This is a genomic window from Novosphingobium sp. NDB2Meth1, assembly GCF_900117425.1.
GTDB lineage: Bacteria > Pseudomonadota > Alphaproteobacteria > Sphingomonadales > Sphingomonadaceae > Novosphingobium.
Genome location: NZ_FPEH01000016.1, coordinates 247,234 through 270,570 on the forward strand (window position 1 = coordinate 247,234; position 23,337 = coordinate 270,570).

At 66.8% G+C, this 23,337-nt stretch carries 26 protein-coding genes and 1 tRNA gene; 15 read left to right on the forward strand and 12 right to left on the reverse strand.

All coding sequences use genetic code 11. The features are described 5' to 3' along the window. Window positions 1-4: 4 nt before the first annotated feature. From purE to NDB2M1_RS22665, 3 genes are all read right to left on the reverse strand, one after another. Window positions 5-493, reverse strand: coding sequence for a 5-(carboxyamino)imidazole ribonucleotide mutase (purE, locus tag NDB2M1_RS13320; RefSeq protein WP_054122367.1), 489 nt, complete (start codon window positions 491-493; stop codon window positions 5-7). A 30-nt stretch (window positions 494-523) separates the two neighbouring features. After that, entirely contained in the window at window positions 524-1,210 is a 687-nt protein-coding gene (gene gpmA / locus NDB2M1_RS13325) for a 2,3-diphosphoglycerate-dependent phosphoglycerate mutase (RefSeq protein WP_072382993.1), read from the reverse strand. Window positions 1,211-1,410: 200 nt separating this feature from the next. Continuing rightward, window positions 1,411-1,554, reverse strand: coding sequence for a hypothetical protein (locus NDB2M1_RS22665; RefSeq protein ID WP_171955391.1), 144 nt, complete (start codon window positions 1,552-1,554; stop codon window positions 1,411-1,413). Between the two features lie 127 nt (window positions 1,555-1,681). Here NDB2M1_RS22665 and NDB2M1_RS13330 point away from each other — a divergent pair. The 3 genes from NDB2M1_RS13330 to NDB2M1_RS13340 all read left to right on the forward strand — a co-directional run bounded on the left by NDB2M1_RS13330 (window position 1,682) and on the right by NDB2M1_RS13340 (window position 3,421). Further along, window positions 1,682-1,756, forward strand: a tRNA-Thr gene (locus tag NDB2M1_RS13330). A gap of 53 nt (window positions 1,757-1,809) precedes the next feature. Then, complete coding sequence (locus NDB2M1_RS13335; RefSeq protein WP_072382995.1) at window positions 1,810-2,244, forward strand: hypothetical protein; 435 nt, start codon at window positions 1,810-1,812, stop codon at window positions 2,242-2,244. A gap of 121 nt (window positions 2,245-2,365) precedes the next feature. Further along, a complete protein-coding gene (locus NDB2M1_RS13340) occupies window positions 2,366-3,421 on the forward strand; it encodes a hypothetical protein (RefSeq protein WP_072382998.1) in 1,056 nt (351 codons plus the stop codon). Between the two features lie 46 nt (window positions 3,422-3,467). Here the strand turns inward: NDB2M1_RS13340 and NDB2M1_RS13345 are convergent, their stop codons facing one another. Further along, on the reverse strand, window positions 3,468-3,758 hold the full coding sequence (locus NDB2M1_RS13345; protein ID WP_072383000.1) for a GNAT family N-acetyltransferase: 291 nt from the start codon (window positions 3,756-3,758) through the stop codon (window positions 3,468-3,470). A 65-nt stretch (window positions 3,759-3,823) separates the two neighbouring features. Here NDB2M1_RS13345 and NDB2M1_RS13350 point away from each other — a divergent pair, with 65 nt between their 5' ends. Continuing rightward, on the forward strand, window positions 3,824-4,840 hold the full coding sequence (locus NDB2M1_RS13350) for a threonine aldolase family protein (RefSeq protein ID WP_072383001.1): 1,017 nt from the start codon (window positions 3,824-3,826) through the stop codon (window positions 4,838-4,840). Beyond that, window positions 4,837-5,778, forward strand: a complete 942-nt coding sequence (locus NDB2M1_RS13355; RefSeq protein WP_072383003.1) for a DMT family transporter — start codon at window positions 4,837-4,839, stop codon at window positions 5,776-5,778. The genes NDB2M1_RS13350 and NDB2M1_RS13355 overlap by 4 nt, the downstream gene beginning before the upstream one ends. On the opposite strand, the gene NDB2M1_RS13360 is transcribed toward NDB2M1_RS13355, so the two are convergent. Next, window positions 5,688-6,512 (reverse strand): Rossmann-fold NAD(P)-binding domain-containing protein, encoded by an 825-nt coding sequence (locus tag NDB2M1_RS13360; RefSeq protein WP_171955401.1) that lies wholly within the window; start codon window positions 6,510-6,512, stop codon window positions 5,688-5,690. The two genes, NDB2M1_RS13355 and NDB2M1_RS13360, sit on opposite strands and share 91 nt — an antisense overlap. 17 nt (window positions 6,513-6,529) lie before the next feature. Continuing rightward, complete coding sequence (locus NDB2M1_RS13365) at window positions 6,530-7,783, reverse strand: M48 family metallopeptidase (protein WP_072383007.1); 1,254 nt, start codon at window positions 7,781-7,783, stop codon at window positions 6,530-6,532. Window positions 7,784-7,978: 195 nt separating this feature from the next. Between NDB2M1_RS13365 and pepN the strand changes: the two genes are divergently transcribed. Both pepN and pgeF read left to right on the forward strand, forming a co-directional pair. Continuing rightward, window positions 7,979-10,600, forward strand: a complete 2,622-nt coding sequence (gene pepN / locus NDB2M1_RS13370; RefSeq protein ID WP_072383010.1) for an aminopeptidase N — start codon at window positions 7,979-7,981, stop codon at window positions 10,598-10,600. Further along, window positions 10,597-11,361, forward strand: coding sequence for a peptidoglycan editing factor PgeF (gene pgeF / locus NDB2M1_RS13375; protein WP_072383012.1), 765 nt, complete (start codon window positions 10,597-10,599; stop codon window positions 11,359-11,361). The genes pepN and pgeF overlap by 4 nt, the downstream gene beginning before the upstream one ends. Window positions 11,362-11,457: 96 nt before the next feature. On the opposite strand, the gene NDB2M1_RS13380 is transcribed toward pgeF, so the two are convergent. From NDB2M1_RS13380 to galE, 3 genes are all read right to left on the reverse strand, one after another. After that, on the reverse strand, window positions 11,458-12,072 hold the full coding sequence (locus tag NDB2M1_RS13380) for an HAD-IA family hydrolase (RefSeq protein WP_072383014.1): 615 nt from the start codon (window positions 12,070-12,072) through the stop codon (window positions 11,458-11,460). Between the two features lie 123 nt (window positions 12,073-12,195). After that, window positions 12,196-12,321 carry a type B 50S ribosomal protein L36 gene (gene ykgO / locus NDB2M1_RS13385; RefSeq protein ID WP_054122357.1) on the reverse strand — a complete coding sequence of 42 codons (126 nt, stop codon included), beginning with the start codon at window positions 12,319-12,321 and terminating at the stop codon, window positions 12,196-12,198. An 83-nt stretch (window positions 12,322-12,404) separates the two neighbouring features. Continuing rightward, the gene (gene galE, locus NDB2M1_RS13390; RefSeq protein WP_072383016.1) at window positions 12,405-13,409 is read right to left on the reverse strand and encodes a UDP-glucose 4-epimerase GalE; all 1,005 of its coding nucleotides are present in this window, start codon (window positions 13,407-13,409) and stop codon (window positions 12,405-12,407) included. 139 nt (window positions 13,410-13,548) lie between these two features. Here galE and NDB2M1_RS13395 point away from each other — a divergent pair, with 139 nt between their 5' ends. The 5 genes from NDB2M1_RS13395 (at window position 13,549) to NDB2M1_RS13410 (ending at window position 18,432) form a co-directional block, all read left to right on the forward strand. Beyond that, window positions 13,549-14,259 (forward strand): DUF4136 domain-containing protein, encoded by a 711-nt coding sequence (locus NDB2M1_RS13395; protein ID WP_072383018.1) that lies wholly within the window; start codon window positions 13,549-13,551, stop codon window positions 14,257-14,259. Further along, complete coding sequence (locus tag NDB2M1_RS13400; protein ID WP_072383020.1) at window positions 14,256-14,840, forward strand: DUF4136 domain-containing protein; 585 nt, start codon at window positions 14,256-14,258, stop codon at window positions 14,838-14,840. Before NDB2M1_RS13395 ends, NDB2M1_RS13400 begins: the two co-directional genes overlap by 4 nt. Beyond that, the gene (locus tag NDB2M1_RS13405; protein WP_072383022.1) at window positions 14,837-15,970 is read left to right on the forward strand and encodes a M14 family metallopeptidase; all 1,134 of its coding nucleotides are present in this window, start codon (window positions 14,837-14,839) and stop codon (window positions 15,968-15,970) included. Before NDB2M1_RS13400 ends, NDB2M1_RS13405 begins: the two co-directional genes overlap by 4 nt. 44 nt (window positions 15,971-16,014) lie before the next feature. Beyond that, entirely contained in the window at window positions 16,015-16,140 is a 126-nt protein-coding gene (locus NDB2M1_RS23325) for a hypothetical protein (protein WP_256374894.1), read from the forward strand. Window positions 16,141-16,320: 180 nt separating this feature from the next. Then, entirely contained in the window at window positions 16,321-18,432 is a 2,112-nt protein-coding gene (locus NDB2M1_RS13410) for a TonB-dependent receptor (protein ID WP_371328209.1), read from the forward strand. On the opposite strand, the gene NDB2M1_RS13415 is transcribed toward NDB2M1_RS13410, so the two are convergent. Together NDB2M1_RS13415 and NDB2M1_RS13420 are read right to left on the reverse strand one after the other, a co-directional pair. Beyond that, window positions 18,429-18,938 (reverse strand): (2Fe-2S)-binding protein, encoded by a 510-nt coding sequence (locus NDB2M1_RS13415; protein ID WP_054122352.1) that lies wholly within the window; start codon window positions 18,936-18,938, stop codon window positions 18,429-18,431. The genes NDB2M1_RS13410 and NDB2M1_RS13415 overlap by 4 nt on opposite strands. A 147-nt stretch (window positions 18,939-19,085) precedes the next feature. Further along, a complete protein-coding gene (locus NDB2M1_RS13420; RefSeq protein WP_054122351.1) occupies window positions 19,086-19,853 on the reverse strand; it encodes a class II aldolase/adducin family protein in 768 nt (255 codons plus the stop codon). 30 nt (window positions 19,854-19,883) lie between these two features. Between NDB2M1_RS13420 and NDB2M1_RS13425 the strand changes: the two genes are divergently transcribed. Beyond that, window positions 19,884-20,507, forward strand: a complete 624-nt coding sequence (locus NDB2M1_RS13425; protein ID WP_072383026.1) for an SOS response-associated peptidase — start codon at window positions 19,884-19,886, stop codon at window positions 20,505-20,507. Window positions 20,508-21,164: 657 nt separating this feature from the next. Here the strand turns inward: NDB2M1_RS13425 and panC are convergent. After that, window positions 21,165-22,022 (reverse strand): pantoate--beta-alanine ligase, encoded by an 858-nt coding sequence (gene panC, locus NDB2M1_RS13430; RefSeq protein ID WP_072383028.1) that lies wholly within the window; start codon window positions 22,020-22,022, stop codon window positions 21,165-21,167. Window positions 22,023-22,125: 103 nt separating this feature from the next. Here panC and NDB2M1_RS13435 point away from each other — a divergent pair, with 103 nt between their 5' ends. Both NDB2M1_RS13435 and NDB2M1_RS13440 read left to right on the forward strand, forming a co-directional pair. Beyond that, window positions 22,126-22,938 (forward strand): division plane positioning ATPase MipZ, encoded by an 813-nt coding sequence (locus tag NDB2M1_RS13435; protein WP_054122091.1) that lies wholly within the window; start codon window positions 22,126-22,128, stop codon window positions 22,936-22,938. Next, window positions 22,935-23,231, forward strand: a complete 297-nt coding sequence (locus NDB2M1_RS13440; RefSeq protein ID WP_072383030.1) for a J domain-containing protein — start codon at window positions 22,935-22,937, stop codon at window positions 23,229-23,231. Before NDB2M1_RS13435 ends, NDB2M1_RS13440 begins: the two co-directional genes overlap by 4 nt. Window positions 23,232-23,337: the final 106 nt, after the last annotated feature.

Below are 23,337 nucleotides of genomic sequence, written 5' to 3' on the forward strand. Positions count from 1 at the left end.
CAGCTCAAACCGGCCGTTCCGCGACCGAATCGGTCTGCGCCGTGCGCCATGCCACCAGCCGCTCGGACAGCGCCGGATCATTCAGCGCGAGGATCGAAGCCGCCAGCAGCGCCGCATTGGTTGCCCCCGCCGCGCCGATCGCCAGCGTGCCCACTGGAATGCCACCCGGCATCTGCACGATGGAGAGCAGGCTATCCATGCCCTTGAGCGCCTTCGATTGCACGGGCACACCCAGCACCGGCAGATGCGTCATCGCGGCGATCATGCCCGGCAGATGCGCCGCGCCGCCCGCGCCCGCGATGATCACCTGAATGCCGTCCGCCGCCGCGCCCTTCGCAAAGGCAACCAGCCGGTCCGGCGTGCGATGCGCGGAGACGATCCGGCACTCATGCGCCACGCCGAGCTTTTCGAGCACGGCCGCGCCGTTCTGCATGGTCTCCCAGTCCGACTGGCTTCCCATGACGATTGCGACTTTGGCCGCGCCTTCACTCATCCCCTTGCATCCCCTCTCGTCCGAAGCGGCTCAACGCTCCGAAAGGTAGTACCGCTCGATCTCGGCGAGATTGTCACCCAGTTCATAGACAATCGGCTGCCCGGTCGGAATTTCGAGGCCGGTAATGTCGGCGTCCGAAATGCCCGAGAGGTGCTTCACCAGTGCGCGCAGCGAATTGCCGTGCGCGGAGACGAGCACCGTCTCGCCGGCGCGCAGTGCGGGGGCGATCTTCTCGTCCCAGCACGGCAGCACACGCGCGATGGTGTCCTTGAGGCTTTCGGTCGCAGGCACCGCGATACCGGCATAGCGCGGGTCGCTGGCGAGATCGAACTCGCTGCCCGCTTCCAGCGGCGGCGGCGGGATATCAAAGCTGCGGCGCCAGATCTTGACTTGGCTCTCCCCGTGCTTGGCCGCCGTCTCGGCCTTGTCGAGCCCGGTCAGCCCGCCATAGTGCCGCTCGTTGAGCCGCCAGTCCTTGTCTTCGGGGATCCAGATGCGGCCTGCCGCTTCCAGCGCCAGATGCAGCGTCTTGATCGCGCGCTTCTGCAGCGAGGTGAACGCCGTGGTCGGCAGGATGCCCTTGGCCTTGAGCAGTTCGCCCGCCGCAAAGGCTTCCGCCGCGCCCTTCTCGGTCACGTCGACATCCCACCAGCCGGTGAAGCGGTTTTCCAGATTCCATTGCGACTGGCCGTGGCGGATCAGGATCAGGCGGGGCATCGTGGTCCTTCGCGAATTGGGGCGAAACAAGGCGGCGGACCTAGCGTCCCCCCGGGCTTTTGGGAAGGGGCGCTTTGGACAGACCGTTGCGCGCTTAGTCTTTACCCACCCCAGCCCCTCCCGCAGGCGGGAGGGGGGTACTCGCGCCTTGTTGCCCCCTCCCGCCTGCGGGAGGGGTCGGGGGTGGGCCGGACCGCGCGCTACGTCTGCGGCGGCTCTTCGCCCGAAGCATCCATCGCCCGCGCCTGCGCCTTCCTGCGCCGCAGGTTCTCGCGCAGACGCAGCGCGAGGCGCTCCTCGCGGGTCAGCGGCTTCTCGGGCGCAGCTGGGTTCTTGTCCGTCATCGCCCGCGTCTCTGCCGCGCCGAAACAAAGGCTGCAACCCCGTCCTTGACAAACGCCAGCCTCGCCGCCAAAGCGCGCGCCTGCCCGCCCCGGCTTTGCCGCGCTGACGGGTCAGCGGAAATGGTGTGCTGCTGTAGCTCAGTGGTAGAGCGCATCCTTGGTAAGGCTGAGGTCGGGAGTTCAATCCTCCCCAGCAGCACCATTTCCCGCCCCTCACACTTTGCGATAGCATGGCCATACCGCCCAGGAGGCCCGATGCCCGCTGCCTTGCCCACCCTCGCGCTTTCAGTCCTCCTGATGGTGGCAGGCGCGCCGCCGACACCTGTGCTGCACGGCACCTATCAGGCCGATTGCGCGCCCTATGACGGCGCCGCTTTTCGCGTGACCTTGCCCACGACCCGCGGACGGCTGTTTGAGCTGCGCGCCAATGCTCCACTTGAAGCAATGATCGGCACCTGGAATCATGATGGAGGCAACGCACGCCCGGGCTCGGCCATGATCCTCTCGTGCAGCACAGCGCCCAACCGCGGGTGCAACTATCCCGATCGCGGATGGTTCACGATCATGGGCAAGCCCGGCGGCCAGATCAGCGGCAGCTTTTTCGTACTCTATCCGAACGCGCGACGCCTTGAGATGCACAGCTTCACCGCCCGCCCGGTGCGGGGAGGAGGCAGGATGCTTTGCGGATGACCGCAATCGCCGGCCATGTTGGTGAATTCCGGATCAATGCCGTTTCCTAATTTTTCGTAAGTCCCCCCCTCGTACGACCGGCCTCGCGGCGCGGTGCAACAAGACAAGGGGATCCTTACCAGTGGCAAATCTTTCCACCACGCTCACCTTCGATTCGTTCGATCTTGCGGAAGGCGGCGAATCCCGTCTCGCCAACGGCTATGGCGGCTTCAACTGGCAACAGGCCGGGATCTACAATCCCAACGGCGCGATCGCCGGCTATGTCGCGAGCTCCGGCCAGAACATTCTCTTCATCGCCGAAGCGGCCAACAACGAAGTCGCCGGTTACGAGGACGCCGCCGCCGGCAGCGCGCTCGTTATGAGCCGCGAGACGCCGTTCACGCTCGACACGATCCAGCTCTCCTCCGCCTTCCGCGATGGCCTCACGGTGACGATCCGCGCCTATGCCGATCAGGCGGGCACGATCCTCATCGGCGAAAAGACAGTCACGGTCGACACCGCCGCGCAAAGCCTCGTCAGCTTTGCCGACGACGGCCTCGATTACGGCACCTTCTCGGGCGCGACGCGCATCGAGTTCAACGCCAACGACAACAATGCTGGCACGAACGACTACTTCGGCATCGACAACCTGACCTACCACGACACCCCGCCGACGTTCACGCTCGATTTCGACGACATCGCGCTTGCCCCCGGCGCAGAGACGGCGCTTGGCACGTATCAGGGCTTCACATTTGCCGAAGCCGGTGCCTACCACGTCGATGGCTCGCTTCCAGGCTATACTGCCGCCTCGGGCACCAACATCGGCTTCATTGCCGAAGCCAACAACAACGAAGTGGTTGGCTACGAAGGCCAGGCAGCCGGTTCGCCGGTGGTGATCACCAACCCCGATGCGTTCGATTTCCTCGGCGGCGCGTTCTCGGCTGCCTTCCGCGACGGCGTGGCCGTCACCATTCGCGGATATTCCGACGCCGACGGATTCAACCTCGTCGCCGAGGAGACGATCGTCGTCCGGGCCGGCTCGGCCCAGCCGTTCAGCTTCGAGACCTTCGACGGCCTCCACCGCCTCGAATTCTCGACCAATGACGGCAATCCGGGCACCAACGACTATGTCGGCTTCGACAACCTGCTCTTCCGCGCCGCCGATGTCGCCGCGCCGGGCGAGGGCATCCTGATCTGATCAACCTGGGTCGCGCCGGCCCGGAATGGTCCGGGTCGGCGCCATCTCACGCCAGCAGATCCCCCCACTCGGGATGCCGCCGGAACGCAGCGGCGACGTAGCTGCATTCGGGCACGATCTTCCAGCCCTGCTCCCGCGCATCGGCGATCAGCGCTTCGACCAGCTTGGCGGCGATCCCGCGTCCGCCGATCTCGGGCGGCACGAGCGCGTGCTCGGCGGTCAGCACATCGCCGCGGCGGACCCAGGTCAGGCGGCCAACTGCTGTGCTGTCTGCCACGCGGGCCTGATATTCGCCCTCGGCGCCGTGATCGATCAGGGTGATGGCGGGGTCATCCATAGCTATCGGCCTCCCAAGGCAAGCTCCCTTCCCCCAACGTTCCATGGCGGTTAAGGGGTGCGGCCATGAAGTTCTTTTCCGATAACGCCGCCCCTGTCCACCCCCGCGTCTGGGCGGCGATGCAGGCCGCCGACGCGCCAGACACCGCCTATGACGGGGATGCCCTGTCCGCCCGGCTCGACGCGGCGTTCACCGATCTGTTCGGCGTGCCCTGCGCGGCGCTCTGGGTGGCGACCGGCACGGCGGGCAATTGCCTCGCGCTTTCGGCGATGGTGCCCCCGCATGGCGGCGTCGTCTGCCACCGCGAGGCGCATATCGAGATGGACGAGGGCGGCGCGCCGGGGTTTTTCCTCCATGGCGCCAAGCTGCTGCTGGCTGACGGAGATGGCGCCAAGCTGACGCCCGAGACGATCCGCACGGTGCTTGATGGCATCCGCCCGGGCGTCCATCAGGTCCAGCCGCATGCGATCTCGATCACGCAGGCAACGGAGTGCGGCCGGGTCTATACCCCCGCCGAAGTCTCCGGGATCGGTGCTCTGGCCGAGGCGCGCGGACTTGGCCTGCACATGGACGGCGCGCGCTTTGCCAATGCCGTCGCGCACCTTGGCTGCTTCCCGGCGGATGTCACGGTGAAGGCCGGGGTCGACGCGCTGACGTTCGGCTGCGTGAAGAACGGCGGGATGAGCGCGGAGGCCATCGTGTTCTTCGCGCCCGATCTGGTCGACGTCGTCCGCTTTTCCCGCAAGCGCGCCGGACACCTGCAATCGAAGGGCCGCTACCTTGCCGCGCAGATCCTCGCAATGATCGAGGACGGGCTCTGGCTGGAGAACGCGCGCGCCGCCAACGCAGCCGCGCAGGAAATCGCCGCCGCCTGCGGGGAGCGTCTGATCCACCCGGTCGAGGCCAACGAGGTTTTCGTCGTCCTCTCGCCTGCCGAGCAGTCTGCCCTTCGCGCGCAAGGCTTCGACTTCTACGATTGGGCCGCCCCCGCCGGCGCGCCCGGCGCCGCCCGCCTCGTCACTGCATGGAGCAGCCCCGCGCACGAAGTGGTGGCGCTCGCCCGCGCCATCTCCGCGCTGTGAGCGTCGACCGGCAGACCAGCAGCGAGGCGAGCTTCCTCGAACCGCGCATCCTTGTGCCGTTCCTGCTGACCGCGCTGATCTGGGGCTCGACCTGGATCGCCATCAAGTACCAGCTGGGCGATGTACCGCCGAGCTGGTCGGTCACCTGGCGCTTCACCGGCGCGGCCATCGGCATGTTCGTGTTCGCCGCGTTCAAGCGCCTGCCGCTGGTGCCGGACCGCAAGGGGCTGCTGGTGGCAACGGTGATGGGCTGCAGCGTGTTCAGCCTCAACTTCCAGTTCGTCTATCGTTCGGAGCAATACATCACCTCGGGCCTCGTCGCGGTGCTCTTCGCGCTGCTGCTGGTGCCCAACACGATCCTCGCGCGGATCTTCCTCGGCCAGCGGATCACGCGCGGCTTCCTTGTCGGCACGGCCATCGCGCTGGCCGGGATCGCGCTGCTGATGCTCCATGAATACCATATCGCACTCGCCCAGAACGCGGCGATGGGCTCGAAGGTCATTGTCGGCGGGCTGATGGTGCTCGTCGCGCTCCTGTTCGCCTCGGTCGGCAACGTGGTGCAGGCCAGCCCCATAGCGCGCGGCCAACCGGTGCCGACCCTGCTTGCATGGGCCATGGCAATCGGCGCGACTGTCGACGGCACGATCGCATGGATCCTCTCAGGCCCGCCGCAGTTCGACTTCACCCTGGCCTATGCGGGCGGGGCGGCTTATCTCGCCATCGTCGGCACGGTCGTCACCTTCCCGATGTACAATGGCCTGCTGCGTGCGCTGGGTCCGGGCCGCGCCGCCTACAACGGCGTGCTGGTGCCGGTCGTCGCGATGCTGATCTCGACCGCGGTCGAAGGCTACCGCTGGTCGCTGCTGGCAGGCTCGGGCGCCGCGCTGGCGATGATCGGACTGGTCGTGGCATTGAGGTCCCGCAACCCCTCGCGGTAGGTCGGATAGCGCGGTTGCCAGCCGAGCACGCGCTTGGCCTTGCCGTTCGCCACCCGCCGGTTCTCGGCATAGAACGCCAGCGCCATCGGCGAGAGCGCGGCTTCTTCGAGCGACTGCAGCGGCGGCGGCGCCACGCCCAGCAGCCGCGCGGCTTCCTCGATCACCGCGTTCTGGTTCGAAGGCTCATCATCGCCGAGGTTGTAGACGCCGGCCGGCCCCTCGATCCCGGCGATCACACCCGCCGCGATATCCTCGACGTGGACGCGGCTGAACACCTGCCCTTCCAGCGCGATCCGCTTGGCATGGCCCTCGCGCACCCGGTCAAGCGCGCTGCGACCGGGACCGTAAATGCCCGGCAGGCGGAACACGCGCACCCGTTCGCCCAGCGCCTGCCACGCGAGATCCGCCGCCGTTCGCGCCGAGCGCCTTCCGGTGCCGACTTCTGCGGTTTCATCGACCCAGGCGCCGCCGACATCGCCATAGACACCTGTCGAGGAGAGGTAGCCGATCCACTGCGCCGATGCTGCCGCGAGCGCCTCGCCATAGGCCTCGAGCACCGGATCGCCGCCCTCGCGCGCGGGCGGCACGGACGAGAGCACATGGCTCGCCTCCGCCAGCGCGGCGAGCACCGCATCGCGGTCGTAGAACCGCAAATCCCCCTCGCGCCCCGTCCCGACCACCTCCCAGCCCGCCGCGCGCAGCTGCGCCGCGATCACCTGCGAGGTATAGCCCATGCCGAAGATGAGCAGCTTCACGGCTGGGGGGCCGGCGTCTTCGGTTCGGGGAGCGGGGGCGGCACGACTTCGACCGCGTTCGGCACGTGGTCCTTCTTCCACTGCATCGCCATCGTCACCCGCGTCTTGCCCGAGGGGTGATCGAAAAACAGCAGTTCCTCCAGCGGGCCGGGTTCGATCTTGCGATAGGTCGATAGTTTCATCGCCGCCGCGGCAAAGCCATCCGGCTCACGCGCGGCATCAAGCCCGAAAGCATCGGCTTCGCTCTCGTCCACACGGATCAGCGTGTTGGTCACCGGCGTCGCCAGCAATGAAAGCACGCTCAGCACGCCCGCCAGCACCGGCAGTGAAGCGGGATCGGACAGCGCGCGAACGCTCCAGCCTTCCCCGCCATAGCGGATCAGCGCCGGCGCAATCCGCGATGCCAGCCACAGCAGCAAGCCCATCAGCAGCGTGAGCACAATGATCGTCCGCCACACATGCCCCAGCACATAGTGGCCCAGTTCATGCCCCATCACCGCCGCGGTCTCGGCGACGCTCGTCTTGTTCAGCAGGTTGTCGTTGAGCGAGATGCGGATCGTCGGGCCGATGCCAGAGACGTTGGCAGAAATCCGGTCCGACTGGCGGGACGAATCGATCAGGTAGATGTGCTCTGCCGGGACGCCATTGGCCTTGGCCATCGCAACCACCCGCTCGCGCACCGGTCCGTTCGGCAGTTCGGTCGCGGTGTTGAACAGCGGCACGATGAACACCGGCGTGATCAGGACGCCGAACGTGATCGCTGCCCCCATCACGCCTGTACCGATCAGCCACCAGCGCTTGGGAAACCTGCGGATCACGGCATAGATCACCAGCAGGAGCAAGCTGCCTAACACCACGTTCAGCGCAAGGGCTATCGCCTGATCGCCAAGCCATGCACCCAGCGACTGATTCATCAGTCCGTACTGTTTCTCGCGCCAGTACCCCTCATAAATCGACCACGGCAGGCTGAGCACAGTATCGGCGATGATGAAGACGACAGCGCAAGCCAGCATCCCCAGCCAGGGCCGCCAGCCGCGCCGATGCATGATGTCGCGGATCGCAGGCAGCAGGCGGATGCGCAGCAGGAACCAGCAGAGCGCTACCGAAATCAGCGCGCCCCACAGCCCCAGCCACTCACCCCCTTCGAAGTAGGCATCGGAGCGGGCTTTGGCCGGGCCGCTCAGGGTTCTGAGCCAAAGCTGCGTCGCATGATCGACGTTGAAAGCGGCCGCTTGAGCGAGGCCGGGCAAGGCCAGCGAAAAGCCAAAAGCAACACCTGTAATCGGTCTCGATAATGGCATGGTTTGCAACCTCGACCCCTTGCCTGTTCTGTCGGCGCCATGGGTGCTGCGCGCCCGCGCCCTCGTCAAGCTCTTGCCGACGAAGTTTTGCGCATGGCCGTTTTTGCGCTTCCCCGCGCGCGCAGGCTCCCTACATTGGCGGCCATGAACGACCTCTCTGGCACGCCCGCCCTGCCCGCCACTGTCATCCAGCGCCTCGATTACCGCCCGCCCGAGTGGCAGGTGCCGGAAATCGCGCTCGATTTCGCGCTCTCGCTCACCGCGACGCGGGTGCGCGCCGATCTGGTGGTGGAGCGCGCCGGGCCGGCGTCCGGCCCGCTGCGGCTCGACGGCGATGGCATCACGGCCAAGTCCGTGCTGGTCGACGGCGCAGCGCACAACGATTGGCGCATGGACGGCAGCCGGCTCGTGATCGACCTGCCGGGTGATCGCCACACGGTCACCATCGAGACCGAAATCGACCCGACTGCCAATACCCAGCTCTCCGGCCTCTATGCCTCGAACGGCATGCTCTGCACCCAGTGCGAGGCGGAAGGGTTCCGCCGCATCACGTTCTTCCCGGATCGGCCCGACGTGCTCAGCGTCTATTCGGTGCGGATGGCTGGCGACAAGGCGGCTTTCCCGGTCCTCCTTTCCAACGGCAATCCGGTCGCGAGCGGAGAGAACGCGGACGGCACGCACTGGGCCGAATGGCACGATCCCTGGCCCAAGCCCTCGTACCTCTTCGCGCTCGTCGCGGGCGATCTCGTCGCCTCGCGTGACAGCTTCACCACCCGCTCGGGCCGCCGTGTCGATCTCGCCATCTATGTCCGCGCCGGGGACGAGACGCGCACCGGGCACGCCATGAAGGCGCTGATCGATTCGATGCGCTGGGACGAGCAAGTCTATGGCCGCGAGTACGACCTCGACTTGTTCAACATCGTCGCCGTTTCCGATTTCAACGCGGGCGCGATGGAGAACAAGGGCCTCAACGTCTTCAACACGCGCTATATCCTCGCCGATCCGGAAACCGCGACCGACGGCGACTACGACGCGATCGAAGGGGTCGTCGCGCATGAATACTTCCACAACTGGTCGGGCAACCGCGTCACCTGCCGGGACTGGTTCCAGCTGAGCCTCAAGGAAGGCTTCACCGTGCTGCGCGACCAGCAGTTCAGCGCGGACATGGGCTCGGCCCCGGTCAAGCGGATCGAGGACGTGCGTATCCTGCGCGCCGCGCAGTTCCCGGAGGATTCAGGACCGCTCGCGCACCCGATCCGCCCGGATTCCTATCAGGAGATCAGCAACTTCTACACCGCGACCGTCTACAACAAGGGCGCCGAGGTGATCCGCATGATGACGGTGCTGGCAGGCCCCGAGCGCTTCCGGGCGGGGACCGACCTCTATTTCGAACGGCACGACGGCGAGGCGGCGACTTGCGAGGATTTCGTCAAGGCGATCGAGGACGGCGCAGGACTCGACCTCAAGCAGTTCCGCCGCTGGTACGAGCAGGCCGGCACTCCGCGCGTCACTGCCAAGCTGACGCATGAAGGCGATACCGCCACGCTGACGCTGAGCCAGACCGTGCCCGCCACGCCAGGCCAGCCGAACAAGCAGCCGATGGTCATCCCGCTGCGCACCGCGCTGTTTGACCGCGCCACCGGAAAACACGCGGGCGAGCAATTGCTTGTCCTGACTGAAGCTGAGCAGAGCTTTACGTTCGACGGGTTCGACGCGCCGCCCGTGCTCTCGATCAATCGCGGCTTCTCCGCCCCCGTCGCGATCGACATGCCGCTCCAGGCCGCGGACCTCGTCTTCCTTGCCGCGCACGACGATGATCCCTTCGCGCGCTACGAAGCGATGCAGCAGCTGATGGTCCGCCACCTCGTCGCCGCCGTTTCGGGCGACCTGACCGACGCGGCCCGCGCCGAAGGCCTGGACGCCATCCGCGATGTCTATGCCGCAGTGCTGGCCGATACCGCGCTTGACGATCTGATGCGCGGCGAGCTGATCATCCTCCCCGGCGAAGGCTATATCGCCGAGCAGATCGCGCAGGCCGATCCTTCGCGTATCCATGCCGAGCGCGAGGCATTGAAGCGCTGGCTGGGCAGCGAGCTCGCCGCCCAATGGCACGCGCTGCACGACCGCTGCACCGCCGTGCCCTACAGCCTCGAGGCCGCCGCAAGGGGCGCGCGCAAGCTCAAGACGCAGGCGCTGGTCTACCTCGCTGCCAGCGATCCGGTCGAAGCCGCCCGCCGCGCCAAGGCGCAATACGATGCGGCGGACAACATGACCGACCGGCAGGGCGCGCTGATGGTCCTCGCCGGCATCAGCACCGCCGCGTGCGATGAAGCCCGCCGCGCCGCGCTCGCCGATTTCCATGCGCGCTTTGCCGGGAATGCCTTGGTGATCGACAAGTGGTTCTCGATCCAGGCGGGCGCGCTTCACCCCGAGACGCTGAAGCACGTCACCGCGCTGGCCGAGCATCCCGATTTCACGATGACCAACCCCAACCGCGTCCGCGCGCTCTACATGGCCTTCGCCGCCAATCCGCAGGCGTTCCATGCGGCGGACGGCGCGGGCTACCGGATGATCGCGGACCTCATCCTCAAGCTCGATCCGATCAACGGCAATGTCGCCGCGCGCTTCGTCCCGCCGCTCGGCCGCTGGCGCCGGATTGAACCCGCGCGCGCGGCGCTGATGCGTGCCGAGCTCGAACGCATCGCCGCCGCCCCCGGCCTGTCGCGCGATGTCAGCGAGCAGGTGAGCAAGAGCCTGAACGGATGAGCGAGCGGCCCGAAGTCCTCACCCAACCGGCGCTGTCAGGCGCTGCGCACGGTTTCCTCGGCCGGCGCGGCGGGGTGAGCCAAGGCCTCCATGCCGGGCTCAACGTCAGCTACAGCGAGGACGAACCCGCGCACACCGCCGAAAACCGGCGCCGCGCTGGCGAGGCCGTGCTGCCGGGCGCGCGGCTGCTGACCTGCTACCAGATCCATTCGCCCGATGTGGTGACCGTCACCGCGCCGTGGGCGGATGCCGACCGGCCCAAGGCCGATGCGCTCGTCACAGACCGGCCCGGCCTGCTCCTCGGTGTGCTCACCGCCGATTGCGCGCCGGTGCTGTTCCACGATGCCGAGGCCGGGGTGATCGGCGCGGCCCACGCCGGATGGAAAGGCGCCATCGGCGGGGTGACCGACCGCACTGTGGAAGCGATGGAAGCCCTCGGCGCTGACCGTTCCCGCATCGCTGCCGTGGTCGGCCCCTGCATCGCGCAGAAGAGCTATGAAGTGGACGCGGGCTTCGAAGCGCGTTTCACCGGCGAAGCTGCCGAGAACGTCCGCTTCTTCCGCGCGGGCCGCGCCGGGCACAGCTGGTTCGATCTGGAGGGCTATGTCGCCGCGCGCCTCGCCGCGTTCGGTGTCGGCACTGTCGGGATGCTGGGCGAGGACACCTATTCGCAGGCCGAGCGCTTCTACTCGTTCCGCCGCTCCACCCATGCCGGGGAAGCGGGCTACGGCCGCCAGATTTCGCTGATCGGGCTGCGATAGAAAATCCCCCCAACTCACGAACCGCTCATGCTGAGCTTGTCGAAGCATCGCGCCAGCATCCTTCGACAAGCTCAGCATGAGCGGGGTGGGGGTTTGTCAGAGCAGCCCCAACCCCCGCAGATCGGCTTCCAGCGCCTCTGCCCCGCGCGTGAAGTGATGCACCTGCCAGCCGAGCGCCGCCGCGCTGGCGATGTTCGCCGCATTGTCGTCGATGAACAGCATCCGCTCCGGCGAATGGCCGAAGCGCTGCGCCGCCAGCTGGAAGATTGCCGGATCGGGCTTCACCAGCCGCTCGGCACCGCTCACCACGATATCGCCCATGTGGTCCAGCACCGGGAACGTCGGGCGGAACATGGCGAAGGTGTCCGCACCGAAATTGGTGATCGAGAATTGCGGTACGCCGCGCGCGGCCAGCGCTTCGACCAGCGCAGGGGTACCTTCGATCGGCCCCGGAATCGTATCCAGCCAGCGCGGCGCATAGGCTTCGATCAGCGCGCGATGCTCGGGGTATTCGGCCACCTTCTCGGCGATCAGGTCCGCCAACGGCTCGCCCGCATCGTGGCGGAAATGCCATGGCACGGTGACGACATGCGCGAGGAACCAGTCCAGCTGAGCCGGATCATCGATCAGCTTTTCATAGAGATAGCGGATCGACCACTGCACCAGCACGTGGCCGATATCCCAGACGACAGCATCGACCTTGTCGCTCATGCCGATCCCTCCTTCCACACATGCAAAAAGCCCCCGCAGTTCGCGGAGGCCTCTGCCGGTTCAAGACCGTTCGACTGCAAACCACTCCGCCGAAGCGGAGCGCGCGCAATCAGCAGGGATTGATTACCCTTGGCGCGCCTTGAAGCGCTTCTGGGTCTTGTTGATGACGTAAGTGCGGCCGCGGCGGCGGATCACGCGGTTGTCCCGGTGACGATCCTTGAGCGACTTCAGGCTGTTGCGAATCTTCATGACGAATCCTTTTGCCCGAGCCGACCGGGCCGAAATTGGAACGCGGCGGTTATGCGCGCCCCGCACGAAAGTCAACCAAGGACTCAGGCGTCCCCGCGGATCTCGGTCAGTTTCCTTTCCCACGCCAGTGCATGGCTCACGATCACGTCGAGATCGGCATACTTCGGCACCCAGGGCAGCGTCGCCTTGATGCGGCGGTTGTCCGAAATCAGCGAATCGGGATCGCCCGCGCGGCGGCCTTCCAGCTTGCGCTCGATCTTGCGGTTGGTCACGCGGTCCACCGCATCGAGCACCTCGAGCACCGAGAACCCCTGACCATAGCCGCAGTTCATTGTCAGCGAACGCTGCGGCTCCGCAATCAACGCCTCCAGCGCCAGAACATGCGCTGCGGCGAGGTCCGACACATGGATATAGTCGCGCACCCCGGTCCCGTCGGGCGTGTCGAAATCGGTGCCGAACACGCCGACATGGCTGCGCTTGCCGAGCGCGGCTTCGACCGCGACCTTGATCAGGTGCGTCGCCCCCGCCGTCGATTGTCCGGTGCGCGCTTCCGGGTCCGCCCCCGCCACATTGAAATAGCGCAGTGCGCAGTAATTCAGCGGATGCGCCCGCGCGGTATCGGCCAGCATCGTCTCGGTCATCAGCTTCGACATGCCGTAGGGATTGATCGGCGACTTGGGGCTGTCTTCGGTGACAGGCGAGACTTCCGGAATGCCGTAGGTCGCGGCAGTCGAAGAGAAGATGAAATGCTTCACCCCCGCCTCGACCGCGGCGGCGATCAGCGCGCGGCTCTTGGCGGTATTGTTGTGATAGTACTTGAGCGGGTTCTCGACCGATTCGGGCACGATGATCGACCCGGCGAAATGCATCACCGCGCCGATCTTCTGCTCGGCAAAGATGCGCGCCAGCAGCGCGCCGTCCTCGATATCGCCTTCATAGAGCGGCACGCCATCGGGAATCGCGAAGCGGAAGCCCGTGGTCAGGTTGTCGATCACCGCAACGGGCCAGCCCGCATCCTGCAGCGCCAGCACCGCGTGGCTGCCGATGTACCCGGCGCCGCCGGTAACGAGAACGGGAACCTGGCCCATGCGAATCACTCCCCTCAGCAAATGCTGCAATGCAGTAGCAGGCTCGCCATGCGTTGGAATCGACAAACAATCCGTTCAGGTGGCTGACATGCGCCCGGACCTAGGATTTACCGTCGGTCGTTTACCTGAAAGTCCTGTGATGAAGGCTACCACTGCTCTCGCTGCCTTGCTGCTCGCCTGCGCCGCCACGCCCGCACTGGCGCAAGGCATGCCCGGCGAAGAGCGATGGGGCGGCGGGGGCGGCTGGCAGGATAGGGGTCCCGATCCGCGCTATCCTGCTGCGCGCCAGACCGCGCAGCCCTCGAAGAAGATCGACGTGACGGCCTATCGTGCCGCCGATGCCGAAGCCCTGCTCGGCAAGGGCCGCATCGTGGTGAGCCGCATGGCGAGCGATGCCGGCGACAACGAGGACGGCAAGCTCCCCGTCTATGAAGCCGCCATTATCGACGAACTCGCCCGGCGCGGCTATGACACGGCGACAGCACTCGATCCCGACCAGATCGCCGAGATCGGGGTCAGCCACAGCGTGGCCGTCCCCGAGGAGGCCCCGCACAGGAAGGTCAGCGGCGCCATGAGCACCACCGTCAGCAATCGCGGCAGCGGCTTCGGCCTCGCGCTCGCGGTCGATCTCACCAAGCCGGCCAAGGCGATCATTTCCACCCGGCTCGATCTGCGCATCCGCGACAAGGCCACGGGCCGCGTCCTGTGGGAAGGCCACGCCGAGGGCGAGGCACGCGAGGAAGACGGCGGGATCAACAACAGCCAGATGGCCGCCCGCCTCGCCACCGCTCTCCTCAAGCAGTTCCCGGACGGCCAGGTCGTCCAGCCGCTCGCGGCGGTGACACCGTGAGGGCCCGCCTGTTCCTCGCGGCGCTGGTGCTGGCCGCCTCACCCGCCTTGGCCGCTCCGGTGGAGGTCACGCGCTTCCACACGCCGGACAGCATCACGACGCTCGGCCGCAACACCGTGGCCGTTGTCGCCGCGCCCGGCACCGATCCGAACAGCCTCGAAATCCGCGCCTGGCTTCAGGCCGTGGAGGCTGAGCTTGCCGCGCTCAAGTTCGGCACTGCGACGCCCGGCGCCGCCGATGCCGTCGCCGAAGTGCGCGTCGAGCGCGAAGTGCAGCGCACCGAACGCCAGCGCGGACCGGTCTCGGTTGGCGTCGGCGGCGCGACCGGCGGGTGGAACAGCGGCGTCGGGCTCGGCCTCGGCTTCAATCTTGGCGGCGGCCCCAAGGCGCGCGTCCATACCCGGCTCGTCGTCACCATCCGCAGCCGCACGACAGGCCTTTCGCTGTGGGAAGGCCGCGCCGACAACATCGAGAACGAGAAAGCAAAGGCCGCTTCGGTCGATCAGGCCGCACCGCGCTTGGCCCATGCCTTGTTCTCGGGCTTTCCCGGAACCTCGGGGGCGACTATCACGGTCAAATGACCAATGATCCGATCAGCATCGACGCCGGCTTTGACAGCGGCAATATTGAAGTCCTGAGCATCGACGGCGCCACCGCCCGGCTCGCCATCCGGCGCGACAATGCCTCCGAATTCTTCCAGTGGTTCCACTTCCGCGTCGGCGGCTGCGCGGGCCGGACGCTGGAACTGAAGATCACCGGCCTTGCCGCCGCCGCCTATCCCGATGGCTGGACCCACTACCGCGCCTGCGTCTCCGAAGACCGCGACATCTGGTACCGCGCCGAGACCCGCTATGACGCGGCAGTCGACGGCGGCACGATGACGATCCGCTACACCCCGCAGTCCGCCACCTGCTCGTTCGCCTATTTCGCGCCCTATTCGATGGAGCGGCACCACGATCTCGTCGCCGAAGTGGCCGCCAGCGAAGGCGTCACCCACCGCGTGCTGGGCCGCAGTCTCGATGGCCAGCCGATCGATTGCCTCTCGCTGGGAGAAGGCGAGAAGCAGGTCTGGCTCATCGCGCGCCAGCACCCCGGCGAATCGATGGCCGAATGGTGGATGGAAGGCGCGCTCGACATGCTGACCGATCCCGCTGATCCGCATGCCCGCAAGCTGCGCCAGCTTTGCCGCTTCCACATCGTGCCCAATTGCAATCCCGATGGTTCGCGCCGCGGGCATCTGCGGACCAATGCCGCGGGTGTGAACCTCAACCGCGAATGGCACGAACCGAGCGCCGAGCGTTCGCCCGAAGTGCTCGCAATCCGCGGTGCCATGGACGAGACCGGCGTCCACTTCGCGATGGACGTCCATGGCGACGAGGCGATCCCCGCCGTGTTCTTTGCGGGCTTCGAAGGCATCCCCGGCTGGACCGAAGCGCAGGGCGAGGCCTATCGCCGCTACCGCGCGATCCTCGAGCGCCGCACGCCCGATTTTCAGACGAAGCGCGGCTATCCGGTCGCGCGGCCCGGCAAGGCCAATCTGTCGATGGCGACCAACCAGATCGCGCAGCGTTTCGGCGCCGTCTCGATGACGCTGGAAATGCCCTTCAAGGACAACGACGACCTGCCTGATCCGGCGCAGGGCTGGAGCCCCGAACGCAGCAAGCTGCTGGCGCGCGAATGCCTCGCTTCGCTGCTTGAATGGCTGGCCTGAGCGCCTTAACGACTTGTTAGGCACTGCGGGCGCATGCTTGATACATGTCCCGCGCTATCGCCCTCGTTGCTGCACCTGCCGCCCCTGTGGCGGAAATGCTGCGTTCGGCCGTGGTGCTCGGCTGCGCGCTTGCGCTGATCCTCGCCGGCCGCGCCTTCCCGCTGCTTTGAGCGCAGCAAGCCCCCAAACCTTCTGAAACGTCTGAACTACTGAACGAACAGGCCTGTCATCGGGCCTGCGCCTTGTCGCGTCCGCCGAACGCAATTTTCGCGAAGGATTCTCAATATCATCCTTGCATGTGCGAATGACTCGCAATAGAGCGATTCTTGAGAATGCCTCTCAAGAAGGAAATGCCCGTGAAAGCGCTCCCCGCCCTGCTCCTCGCCACCAGCGCCCTTTTCCCGGTGGCGGCTCAGGCGGAAGAGGTGCCGATGGCGGCGGATGCCGGAGACGCGGGCGATGGCGCGGACCGCCGCACGATCGTGGTGACGGGGCACGCCGACAGCTACCGCAGCGACAGCGCCAACGGCCTGAAAGCGCCGACCCCGCTGCTCGATGTGCCGCAGTCGGTTACCGTGCTCAGCCGCGAGCAGCTTGACGATCAGGGCGTCACCCAGCTCGGCGACGCGCTGCGCTATGTCCCCGGCGTGGTCCTCGCGCAGGGCGAAGGCAACCGCGACCAGATCGTGCTGCGCGGGCAGAACACCACTGCGGACTTCTTCCTCAACGGCCTGCGCGACGACACGCAGTATTACCGTTCGCTCTACAACATCGACCATATCGAAGTGCTGCGCGGCTCCAATGCGCTGCTGTTCGGGCGCGGCGGTGGCGGCGGCGTCATCAACCGCGTACGCAAGGCGCCCTCGCTCGCCGGCCAGAGCCTCGGCGCCAGCGCGGCCGTCGGCACCTTTGGCGATTTCGCGCTTGCCGCCGATCTCAATGCGCCGCTCTCGCAGACCCTGGGCGCGCGCCTCAACGGCACGTATGAGGAATTCGACAACCACCGGCAGGACTTCCACGGCCGCTTCATCGGCGTGAACCCCACGCTGACCTTCGCGCCTTCTGCGGACACCCGTATCGACCTCTCATACAATTACGACGACGACCGCCGCACCGTCGATCGCGGCGTCCCCTCGCTCGCCGGCAAACCGCTGGAGGGGTATCGCGACACGTTCTTCGGCCGCAAGGACACCAACATCTCGGAAGTGAAGGCGCATATCGTCGAAGCACGCCTGACGCAGAAGCTGGCTGACAGCCTGACACTGACCGTGGCCGGGCAGTACAGCCACACCGACAAGTACTACGGCAACATCTTCGCGAGTGCGGCGGTCAATCCGGCCACCAACACGGTCTCGCTCAGCGCCTACAACAGCACTTCGGTGCGCGAGAGCTGGATCGGGCAGGCCAACCTGACCTGGCAAGGGAAGACCGGCCCGATCGGCCATACCGTGATCGCCGGGATCGAAGGCGCCGATCAGGCCACCGATGCCGCTCGCTCCGAAGGCATCTTCCCCGGCAACAAGGCCTCGGCCACGGTCGCGCTGGCAGACCGGCTCGCCATTCCTGCGATCACCTTCGGCACACCCAGCCGCTCGACGCATACCAAGGTCACCACCTTCTCGGCCTATTTTCAGGACCAGATCGAGCTTGCCCCGTTCCTCCAGATCGTGGGCGGCGTGCGCTATGACAGCTTCAAGATCAACGCGGACAACCTGCTGAGCAGCACCAGCGCCGGGCGCACCGACCACAAGTGGAGCCCCCGCGCCGGTGTTATCGTGAAGCCGCGCGCGAACATCTCGCTCTACGGCAGTTACACCAAGACCTTCCTGCCGCAGTCGGGCGACCAGTTCAGCGCGCTCGATGCGACGCAGGCGACGCTGGCGCCGGAGGAGTTCAAGAACCTCGAAGTCGGTGCCAAGTGGGACGTGACCCCGACGCTTGCGCTGACCGCCGCTGCCTACCGGCTCGACCGCGAGAACTCGCGCTTCAACGATCCGGTTACCGGCCTGCCCCAGCTTTCAGGCAAGACCCGCACGCGCGGGATCGAGCTTTCGGCGACGGGGAAGATCCTTCCGCAGTGGCAGGTGAGCCTCGGCTACGCGCTGCAGGACGGCAAGGTCCGCTCCAGCACGACCGCCGCCCCGGCCGGACGCGGGCTGGCGCTGCTGCCGGAAAGCCAGATCTCGCTGTGGACGCGCTATGATGTGACCGGCAAGCTCGGCCTTGGCCTCGGCGTGACGCACCAGTCCTCGGCCTATACCACGGTGAGCAACACGGTGACGCTGCCGGCCTGGACGCGGGTCGATACGGCGGTGTTCTACAATGTCTCGAAGAACCTCTCGGTCCAGCTCAATGTGAACAACCTGCTGAACGAGCAGTATTTCCCGACTGCCCACACCGACAACAACATCTCGACTGCCGCGCCCCGCAGTGCGCGGTTGACGGTGCGGATGGGCTTCTAAAGCCCCGGCGTCGTCGCGGTCAGCGGCACCGGCAGCGGCACGCCCGGTTCGATCCCGCGCGCGATGCGGCCCGCGCGCTGGATCGTGCGGACGAGGCGTGGGTAGACGCCGCAGCGGCAGATATTGGTGATTGCGGCCTTGATGTCCGCCTCGGTCGGATCGGTGTTGTGCGTGAGCAGCGCGGCGGCCGCCATCACGAGGCCGGGGGTGCAGAAGCCGCACTGGATCGCCTGCTCGGCGACGAACGCCTGCTGCACCGGGTGGTTGCGATCGGCGGAGAGGCCCTCGATCGTGGTGACCGTGCGCCCTTCGGCCTCACCCAGCGACAGGGTGCAGCTCGGCATCGCTTGCCCGTCGACGATGACCATGCAGGCCCCGCATTCACCGGTGCCGCAGCCGTACTTGGTGCCGGTCAGGTTGGCGGCATCGCGCAGCGCCCAGAGCAGCGGCGTGTCGGCCTCCAGCTTGATCTCGATCGGCTGGTTGTTGACGGTGAGGATGGCCATCGGCGGTCGGCTCTAGCAGGAAATCGATCCCGACCCTTACCCCGCTCACCCTGAGCTTGTCGAAGGGTGCTAGCGCGGCGGTGGTGCGAGATGCTTCGACAAGCTCAGCATGAGCGGTTGGTTCGAGGGGCTGGAACGCCGACAACCTCAATCCCGCCAGGAGCGGTCGATCTGGTCGATCCGCCGGGTCCAGGCGTTGAAATCGCCGACGCCGGGGCCGCCGCCGGGCGGGGTGCCCTGCGCCAGATCGCGCTGATGCACATTGATCACGTCCTGCGAGACCATGATCGGGGGGCGGCCCATCGAAAGCGTCGCCATCTGGATCTCGCACGCGCGCTGCAGCGACCACATCTGGACGAACATCGCCTGCAGGCTCTTGGCCATGACCACCGGGCCGTGGTTGCGCAGCATGAGGATGTTCTTGTCGCCGAGGTTCGCCAGCAGCCGTTCGCCTTCCTCGGCACGGACGGTGATGCCTTCGAAATCGTGGTAGGCGAGCCGGCCGATGAAATTGCAGGCGTAGAAGTTGATCGGCAGCAGCCCTTCTTCAAGGCTGCACACCGCCATCGAGGCCGTCGTGTGGACATGACAGATGGCATGCGCCCAATCGAGGTGGCGGTGGAAATAGCCGTGCTGGGTGAAGCCGGCGAGGTTCACGGCATGCGGATTGTCATCGAGCTTGTTGCCGTCGATGTCGATCTTGACGAGGTTGCTGGCGCAGACTTCGGAATAGAGCAGGCCGAACGGATTGATCAGGAAAGCGCCGTCCTCACCCGGCACGCGCAGCGAGATGTGGTTGTAGACCGATTCGGACCAACCCATCAGATCGAAGATGCGGTAGCAGGCCGCCAGTTCCTGCCGCGCCTGCCATTCGGCATCGCTGCAATTGATGTTGGGGCGGATCTGGGTGGCCATCGCGTTCTCTCCCGCTATCATGCCTGAGTTATGTGCAATCTCTATCGCATGACGGCGGGCGCGCAAGCCATCGCGCAGCTTTTCCGGGCGGAGACGGGCGGGCGCAACCTGCCCGCGTTGCCGGAAATCTATCCGGATGCCGAGGCGCCGGTGGTGGTGCGCGAGGGTGCCGGGCGGCGGCTCGACCTGATGCGCTGGGGCTGGCCCCCGTTCGGCGACGTGAAGCGGCCGATCACCAATGTGCGCAACCTCGCCTCGCCGATCTGGCACAGCGCGCTGGCCGATCCGGCGCGGCGGTGTCTCGTGCCGGTCACCGCCTTTTCCGAATGGTCCGCTGCACCCGATCCGCAGACGGGGCGCAAGCGTAAGCACTGGTTCGATCTGCCGGACGATCCGCTGTTCGCCTTCGCCGGGCTGTGGCGCCCGACCGAGCAGGGCCCGCGCTTTGCCTTCCTGACCTGCGAGGCGAATGCCGTGGTGGGCCGGGTGCACCCCAAGGCGATGCCGGTGCTGCTGCGGCCGGGCGAGGCGTTCGACCGCTGGCTGAGCGCAGACGGCGCAGGCGCGACGGCGATGCAGGTGCCGCTGGCCGATGCGCTGATGCGCGAAGTGGCGGAAGATCCGCCCTCCCCGGCGCAAGCGTCGCTGTTCTGACCATGGCAGCCGCCTGTTGGATTTGGTAGCGCGGCGCTGCGTTTGACGGGCAGGGAGGGTGATCGCGCGACCGGTGCGGCACCTGCACTGGTGCTGCGGGGAGGGCGTCGTGTTCCGCGCAGGTGCGAGTGGCCGGATGGGCAGAAGAGGTCCGGCGCAGCCATTTGTGTCGATCATGGCCCGGGACCGGGGTAGCGGCTCGCATGCGTGCCGGTCTTTGCTCGCACCGGGACGAAGCCGATGGGAGCCATGATCTGCGTGCTGGCGCGGTAGATTGCCTGGCCAAGGACTTGGGGGAGACCGCCCCACCTTGAACCCGCAGCCCGCACCGGTCGCGTTGGCGTTTGCCCGGTGGACAAGAAGCCAAAGGAGCGAGGGCGAGGCCGGCCTAGCCTGCTCCCGATCTGACGGGGCGTATAACCTATATGGTTCGTTTTGTCAAGAGTGGTGTTTGGACCATCTCCTCGTCATTCCCGCGCAGGCGGGAATCCAGGGGTGCTGGCGCTGCGTTTGCCGCTCTGGATTCCCGCCTACGCGGGAATCACGAAGGTGTTGGCATAAGGAGATCGTCACACCGAGCTTTATCCGGAATGGCGGGGTTATGATGAGATCAGGTGCCTGTACCCTCGGGGTCGGGGGTGGGTTTTTCGTTCTAGTTCAAACAGTAACGGCGATATTGTCAATCAACCGCGCCTTGCCCATATGCGCCGCGACCAGCAGGCGGGCGGGGCGGCCGTCCCAGGGGTCGAGCGCTTCGAGCGTGGCGGCGTCGCGCAGTTCGGCGTAGTCGATGCGGGCGAAACCGGCGGCGAGGATGGCGGCGTGCAGCGCGGCCAGGGCGGGGGCGACCGGCTCGCCGGCCGCGATCTTCGCCGCGGCTTCGCGCATCGCGCGGTTCATTGCGGGGGCGGCGGCGCGTTCTTCGGGGGTGAGGTACTTGTTGCGGCTGCTCATGGCGAGGCCGTCCGGCTCGCGCACGGTGGGTACGCCGAGGATGCGCATCGCGTGGGGGTGTGTGAGGTCGAGATCGCGGGCCATGCGGCGGATGATCGCGAGCTGCTGCCAGTCCTTCTCGCCGAACAGCGCAATGTTGGGCTGGACCTGGTTGAACAGCTTGGTGACCACCGTCGCCACGCCGTCGAAATGGCCGGGCCGGGCCGCGCCGCAAAGCACGGCATCGAGGCCGCTGACCTGGATCGTGGTGGCGTAGCCCGGCGGATAGACCGCCTCGACGGTGGGCGCCCAGAGCACGTCCACGCCTTCGGCCTCGAGCAGCGCGGCATCGGCTTCGAGCTGGCGGGGGTAGGTCGCAAGGTCCTCATTGGGGCCGAACTGGCGCGGATTGACGAAGATCGAGACGACGACGATATCCGCGCGGGCCCTGGCTTCGCGCACCAGCGTGAGGTGGCCTTCGTGCAGCGCGCCCATGGTGGGAACGAGGGCTACCGAATTGTCCCCCGATTTCAGCGCGGAAAGCGCCGCGCGAAGCGGTTCGACGGCGGTCAGGATTTGCACGCGGCTCGGCTCTCCAGTAATCCCCGATCTGGGGAACGCGCCCTCTAGACCCGTGCCGTGCCCGGCGGCAAGGGGGCCCGCCACTCACAGAAAGGATCATCTCGTGTCTGCCGCTCCCTATCGCATCGTTTTCGCCAACGAGAAGGGCGGAACCGGCAAGTCGACCACGGCGGTCCATGTCGCCATCGCGCTGGCCTATCAGGGCGCGCGGGTGGCGGCGATCGACCTCGATGCGCGGCAGCGGACGATGCACCGCTATTTCGAGAACCGCGCCGAGACCATGCGTCGGCGCGACATCACGCTGCCGACGGCGACGTTCGCGGTCTATGACGGGACGAGCAGCGAAGAGCTGGACGCGCTGGCGGAGCGGCTGGGCGAGAGCCACGACTTCCTGCTGTTCGACACGCCCGGCCGCGACGATCCGCTGGCGCGCCATGTCGCGACGCAAGCCGATACGCTGGTGACGCCGCTCAACGACAGCTTCGTCGATTTCGACCTGATCGGGCAAGTCGATGCCGAGACGTTCAAGGTGCGCCGCCTTTCGTTCTATGCCGAGCTGATCTGGGAAGCGCGCAAGAAGCGGGCGATGGCGACGATCCGCGAGGCGCGCAAGGAGATGGATTGGGTCGTGGTGCGCAACCGCACCGGCTATACCGAGGCGCGCAACCAGAAGCGCATCGACCAGGCGCTGACCGAGCTTTCCAAGCGCGTCGGCTTCCGCATCGCCAGCGGCCTTTCGGAGCGCGTGATCTATCGCGAGCTGTTCCCGAGCGGGCTGACCCTGCTCGACAAGGGGCATCTGGGTGAACTGGGCACCAGCCATCTGGTCGCGCGGCAGGAGCTGCGGACGCTGGTGGCGGGGCTGGCGCTGAAGATCCCCGAGCGCGGGCAGCTGGCGATGGAAGCGGTGCTTTGAAGTTCCTGTTCCTCGCGGCGCTGGCCTGCCTTGCGGTCAGGCTGCTGGCCGGGCGCTGGCCGTGGGAGCTGTGGGGGCCGAACGCCAAGGAAGCCGCGGAAAAGCGCGCGCTGAACCTGCTCGGGCTGCGGGCGGATGCGGGGTATGACGAGGTGATCGAGGCGCATCGGCGGCTGATGCTGAAGGTCCACCCGGATCGCGGCGGGACCAACGATGCGGTGCACGAGGCCAATGCGGCGCGCGACCTGCTGCTGGCGCGGATTTCCAATCGCGGGCCTGATGGGCGGGGGTGAGGTTGACCTTCGCGTTTCTCCCCGAGACGCAGAGGGAATAGAGACCGCCAAGAGGCCGGGATGGCGGCACGGCTCCACTGAGACAGGCCGCGCTGAAGGAAGAATG

What these genes read in the sequence shown, in the direction of transcription:
- NDB2M1_RS13405 (WP_072383022.1), top strand. Translation starts at nt 14,837, where the DNA reads ATGACCAATGATCCGATCAGCATCGACGCCGGCTTTGACAGCGGCAAT.
- NDB2M1_RS13415 (WP_054122352.1), bottom strand. Translation starts at nt 18,938, where the DNA reads ATGGCCATCCTCACCGTCAACAACCAGCCGATCGAGATCAAGCTGGAG.
- NDB2M1_RS22665 (WP_171955391.1), bottom strand. Translation starts at nt 1,554, where the DNA reads ATGACGGACAAGAACCCAGCTGCGCCCGAGAAGCCGCTGACCCGCGAG.
- pgeF (WP_072383012.1), top strand. Translation starts at nt 10,597, where the DNA reads ATGAGCGAGCGGCCCGAAGTCCTCACCCAACCGGCGCTGTCAGGCGCT.
- galE (WP_072383016.1), bottom strand. Translation starts at nt 13,409, where the DNA reads ATGGGCCAGGTTCCCGTTCTCGTTACCGGCGGCGCCGGGTACATCGGC.
- NDB2M1_RS13380 (WP_072383014.1), bottom strand. Translation starts at nt 12,072, where the DNA reads ATGAGCGACAAGGTCGATGCTGTCGTCTGGGATATCGGCCACGTGCTG.
- NDB2M1_RS13410 (WP_371328209.1), top strand. Translation starts at nt 16,321, where the DNA reads ATGCCCGTGAAAGCGCTCCCCGCCCTGCTCCTCGCCACCAGCGCCCTT.
- NDB2M1_RS13420 (WP_054122351.1), bottom strand. Translation starts at nt 19,853, where the DNA reads ATGGCCACCCAGATCCGCCCCAACATCAATTGCAGCGATGCCGAATGG.
- gpmA (WP_072382993.1), bottom strand. Translation starts at nt 1,210, where the DNA reads ATGCCCCGCCTGATCCTGATCCGCCACGGCCAGTCGCAATGGAATCTG.
- pepN (WP_072383010.1), top strand. Translation starts at nt 7,979, where the DNA reads ATGAACGACCTCTCTGGCACGCCCGCCCTGCCCGCCACTGTCATCCAG.
- NDB2M1_RS13425 (WP_072383026.1), top strand. Translation starts at nt 19,884, where the DNA reads ATGTGCAATCTCTATCGCATGACGGCGGGCGCGCAAGCCATCGCGCAG.
- NDB2M1_RS13345 (WP_072383000.1), bottom strand. Translation starts at nt 3,758, where the DNA reads ATGGATGACCCCGCCATCACCCTGATCGATCACGGCGCCGAGGGCGAA.
- purE (WP_054122367.1), bottom strand. Translation starts at nt 493, where the DNA reads ATGAGTGAAGGCGCGGCCAAAGTCGCAATCGTCATGGGAAGCCAGTCG.
- NDB2M1_RS13395 (WP_072383018.1), top strand. Translation starts at nt 13,549, where the DNA reads ATGAAGGCTACCACTGCTCTCGCTGCCTTGCTGCTCGCCTGCGCCGCC.
- NDB2M1_RS13350 (WP_072383001.1), top strand. Translation starts at nt 3,824, where the DNA reads ATGAAGTTCTTTTCCGATAACGCCGCCCCTGTCCACCCCCGCGTCTGG.
- ykgO (WP_054122357.1), bottom strand. Translation starts at nt 12,321, where the DNA reads ATGAAGATTCGCAACAGCCTGAAGTCGCTCAAGGATCGTCACCGGGAC.
- NDB2M1_RS13360 (WP_171955401.1), bottom strand. Translation starts at nt 6,512, where the DNA reads ATGGGCTATACCTCGCAGGTGATCGCGGCGCAGCTGCGCGCGGCGGGC.
- NDB2M1_RS13335 (WP_072382995.1), top strand. Translation starts at nt 1,810, where the DNA reads ATGCCCGCTGCCTTGCCCACCCTCGCGCTTTCAGTCCTCCTGATGGTG.
- NDB2M1_RS23325 (WP_256374894.1), top strand. Translation starts at nt 16,015, where the DNA reads ATGTCCCGCGCTATCGCCCTCGTTGCTGCACCTGCCGCCCCTGTGGCG.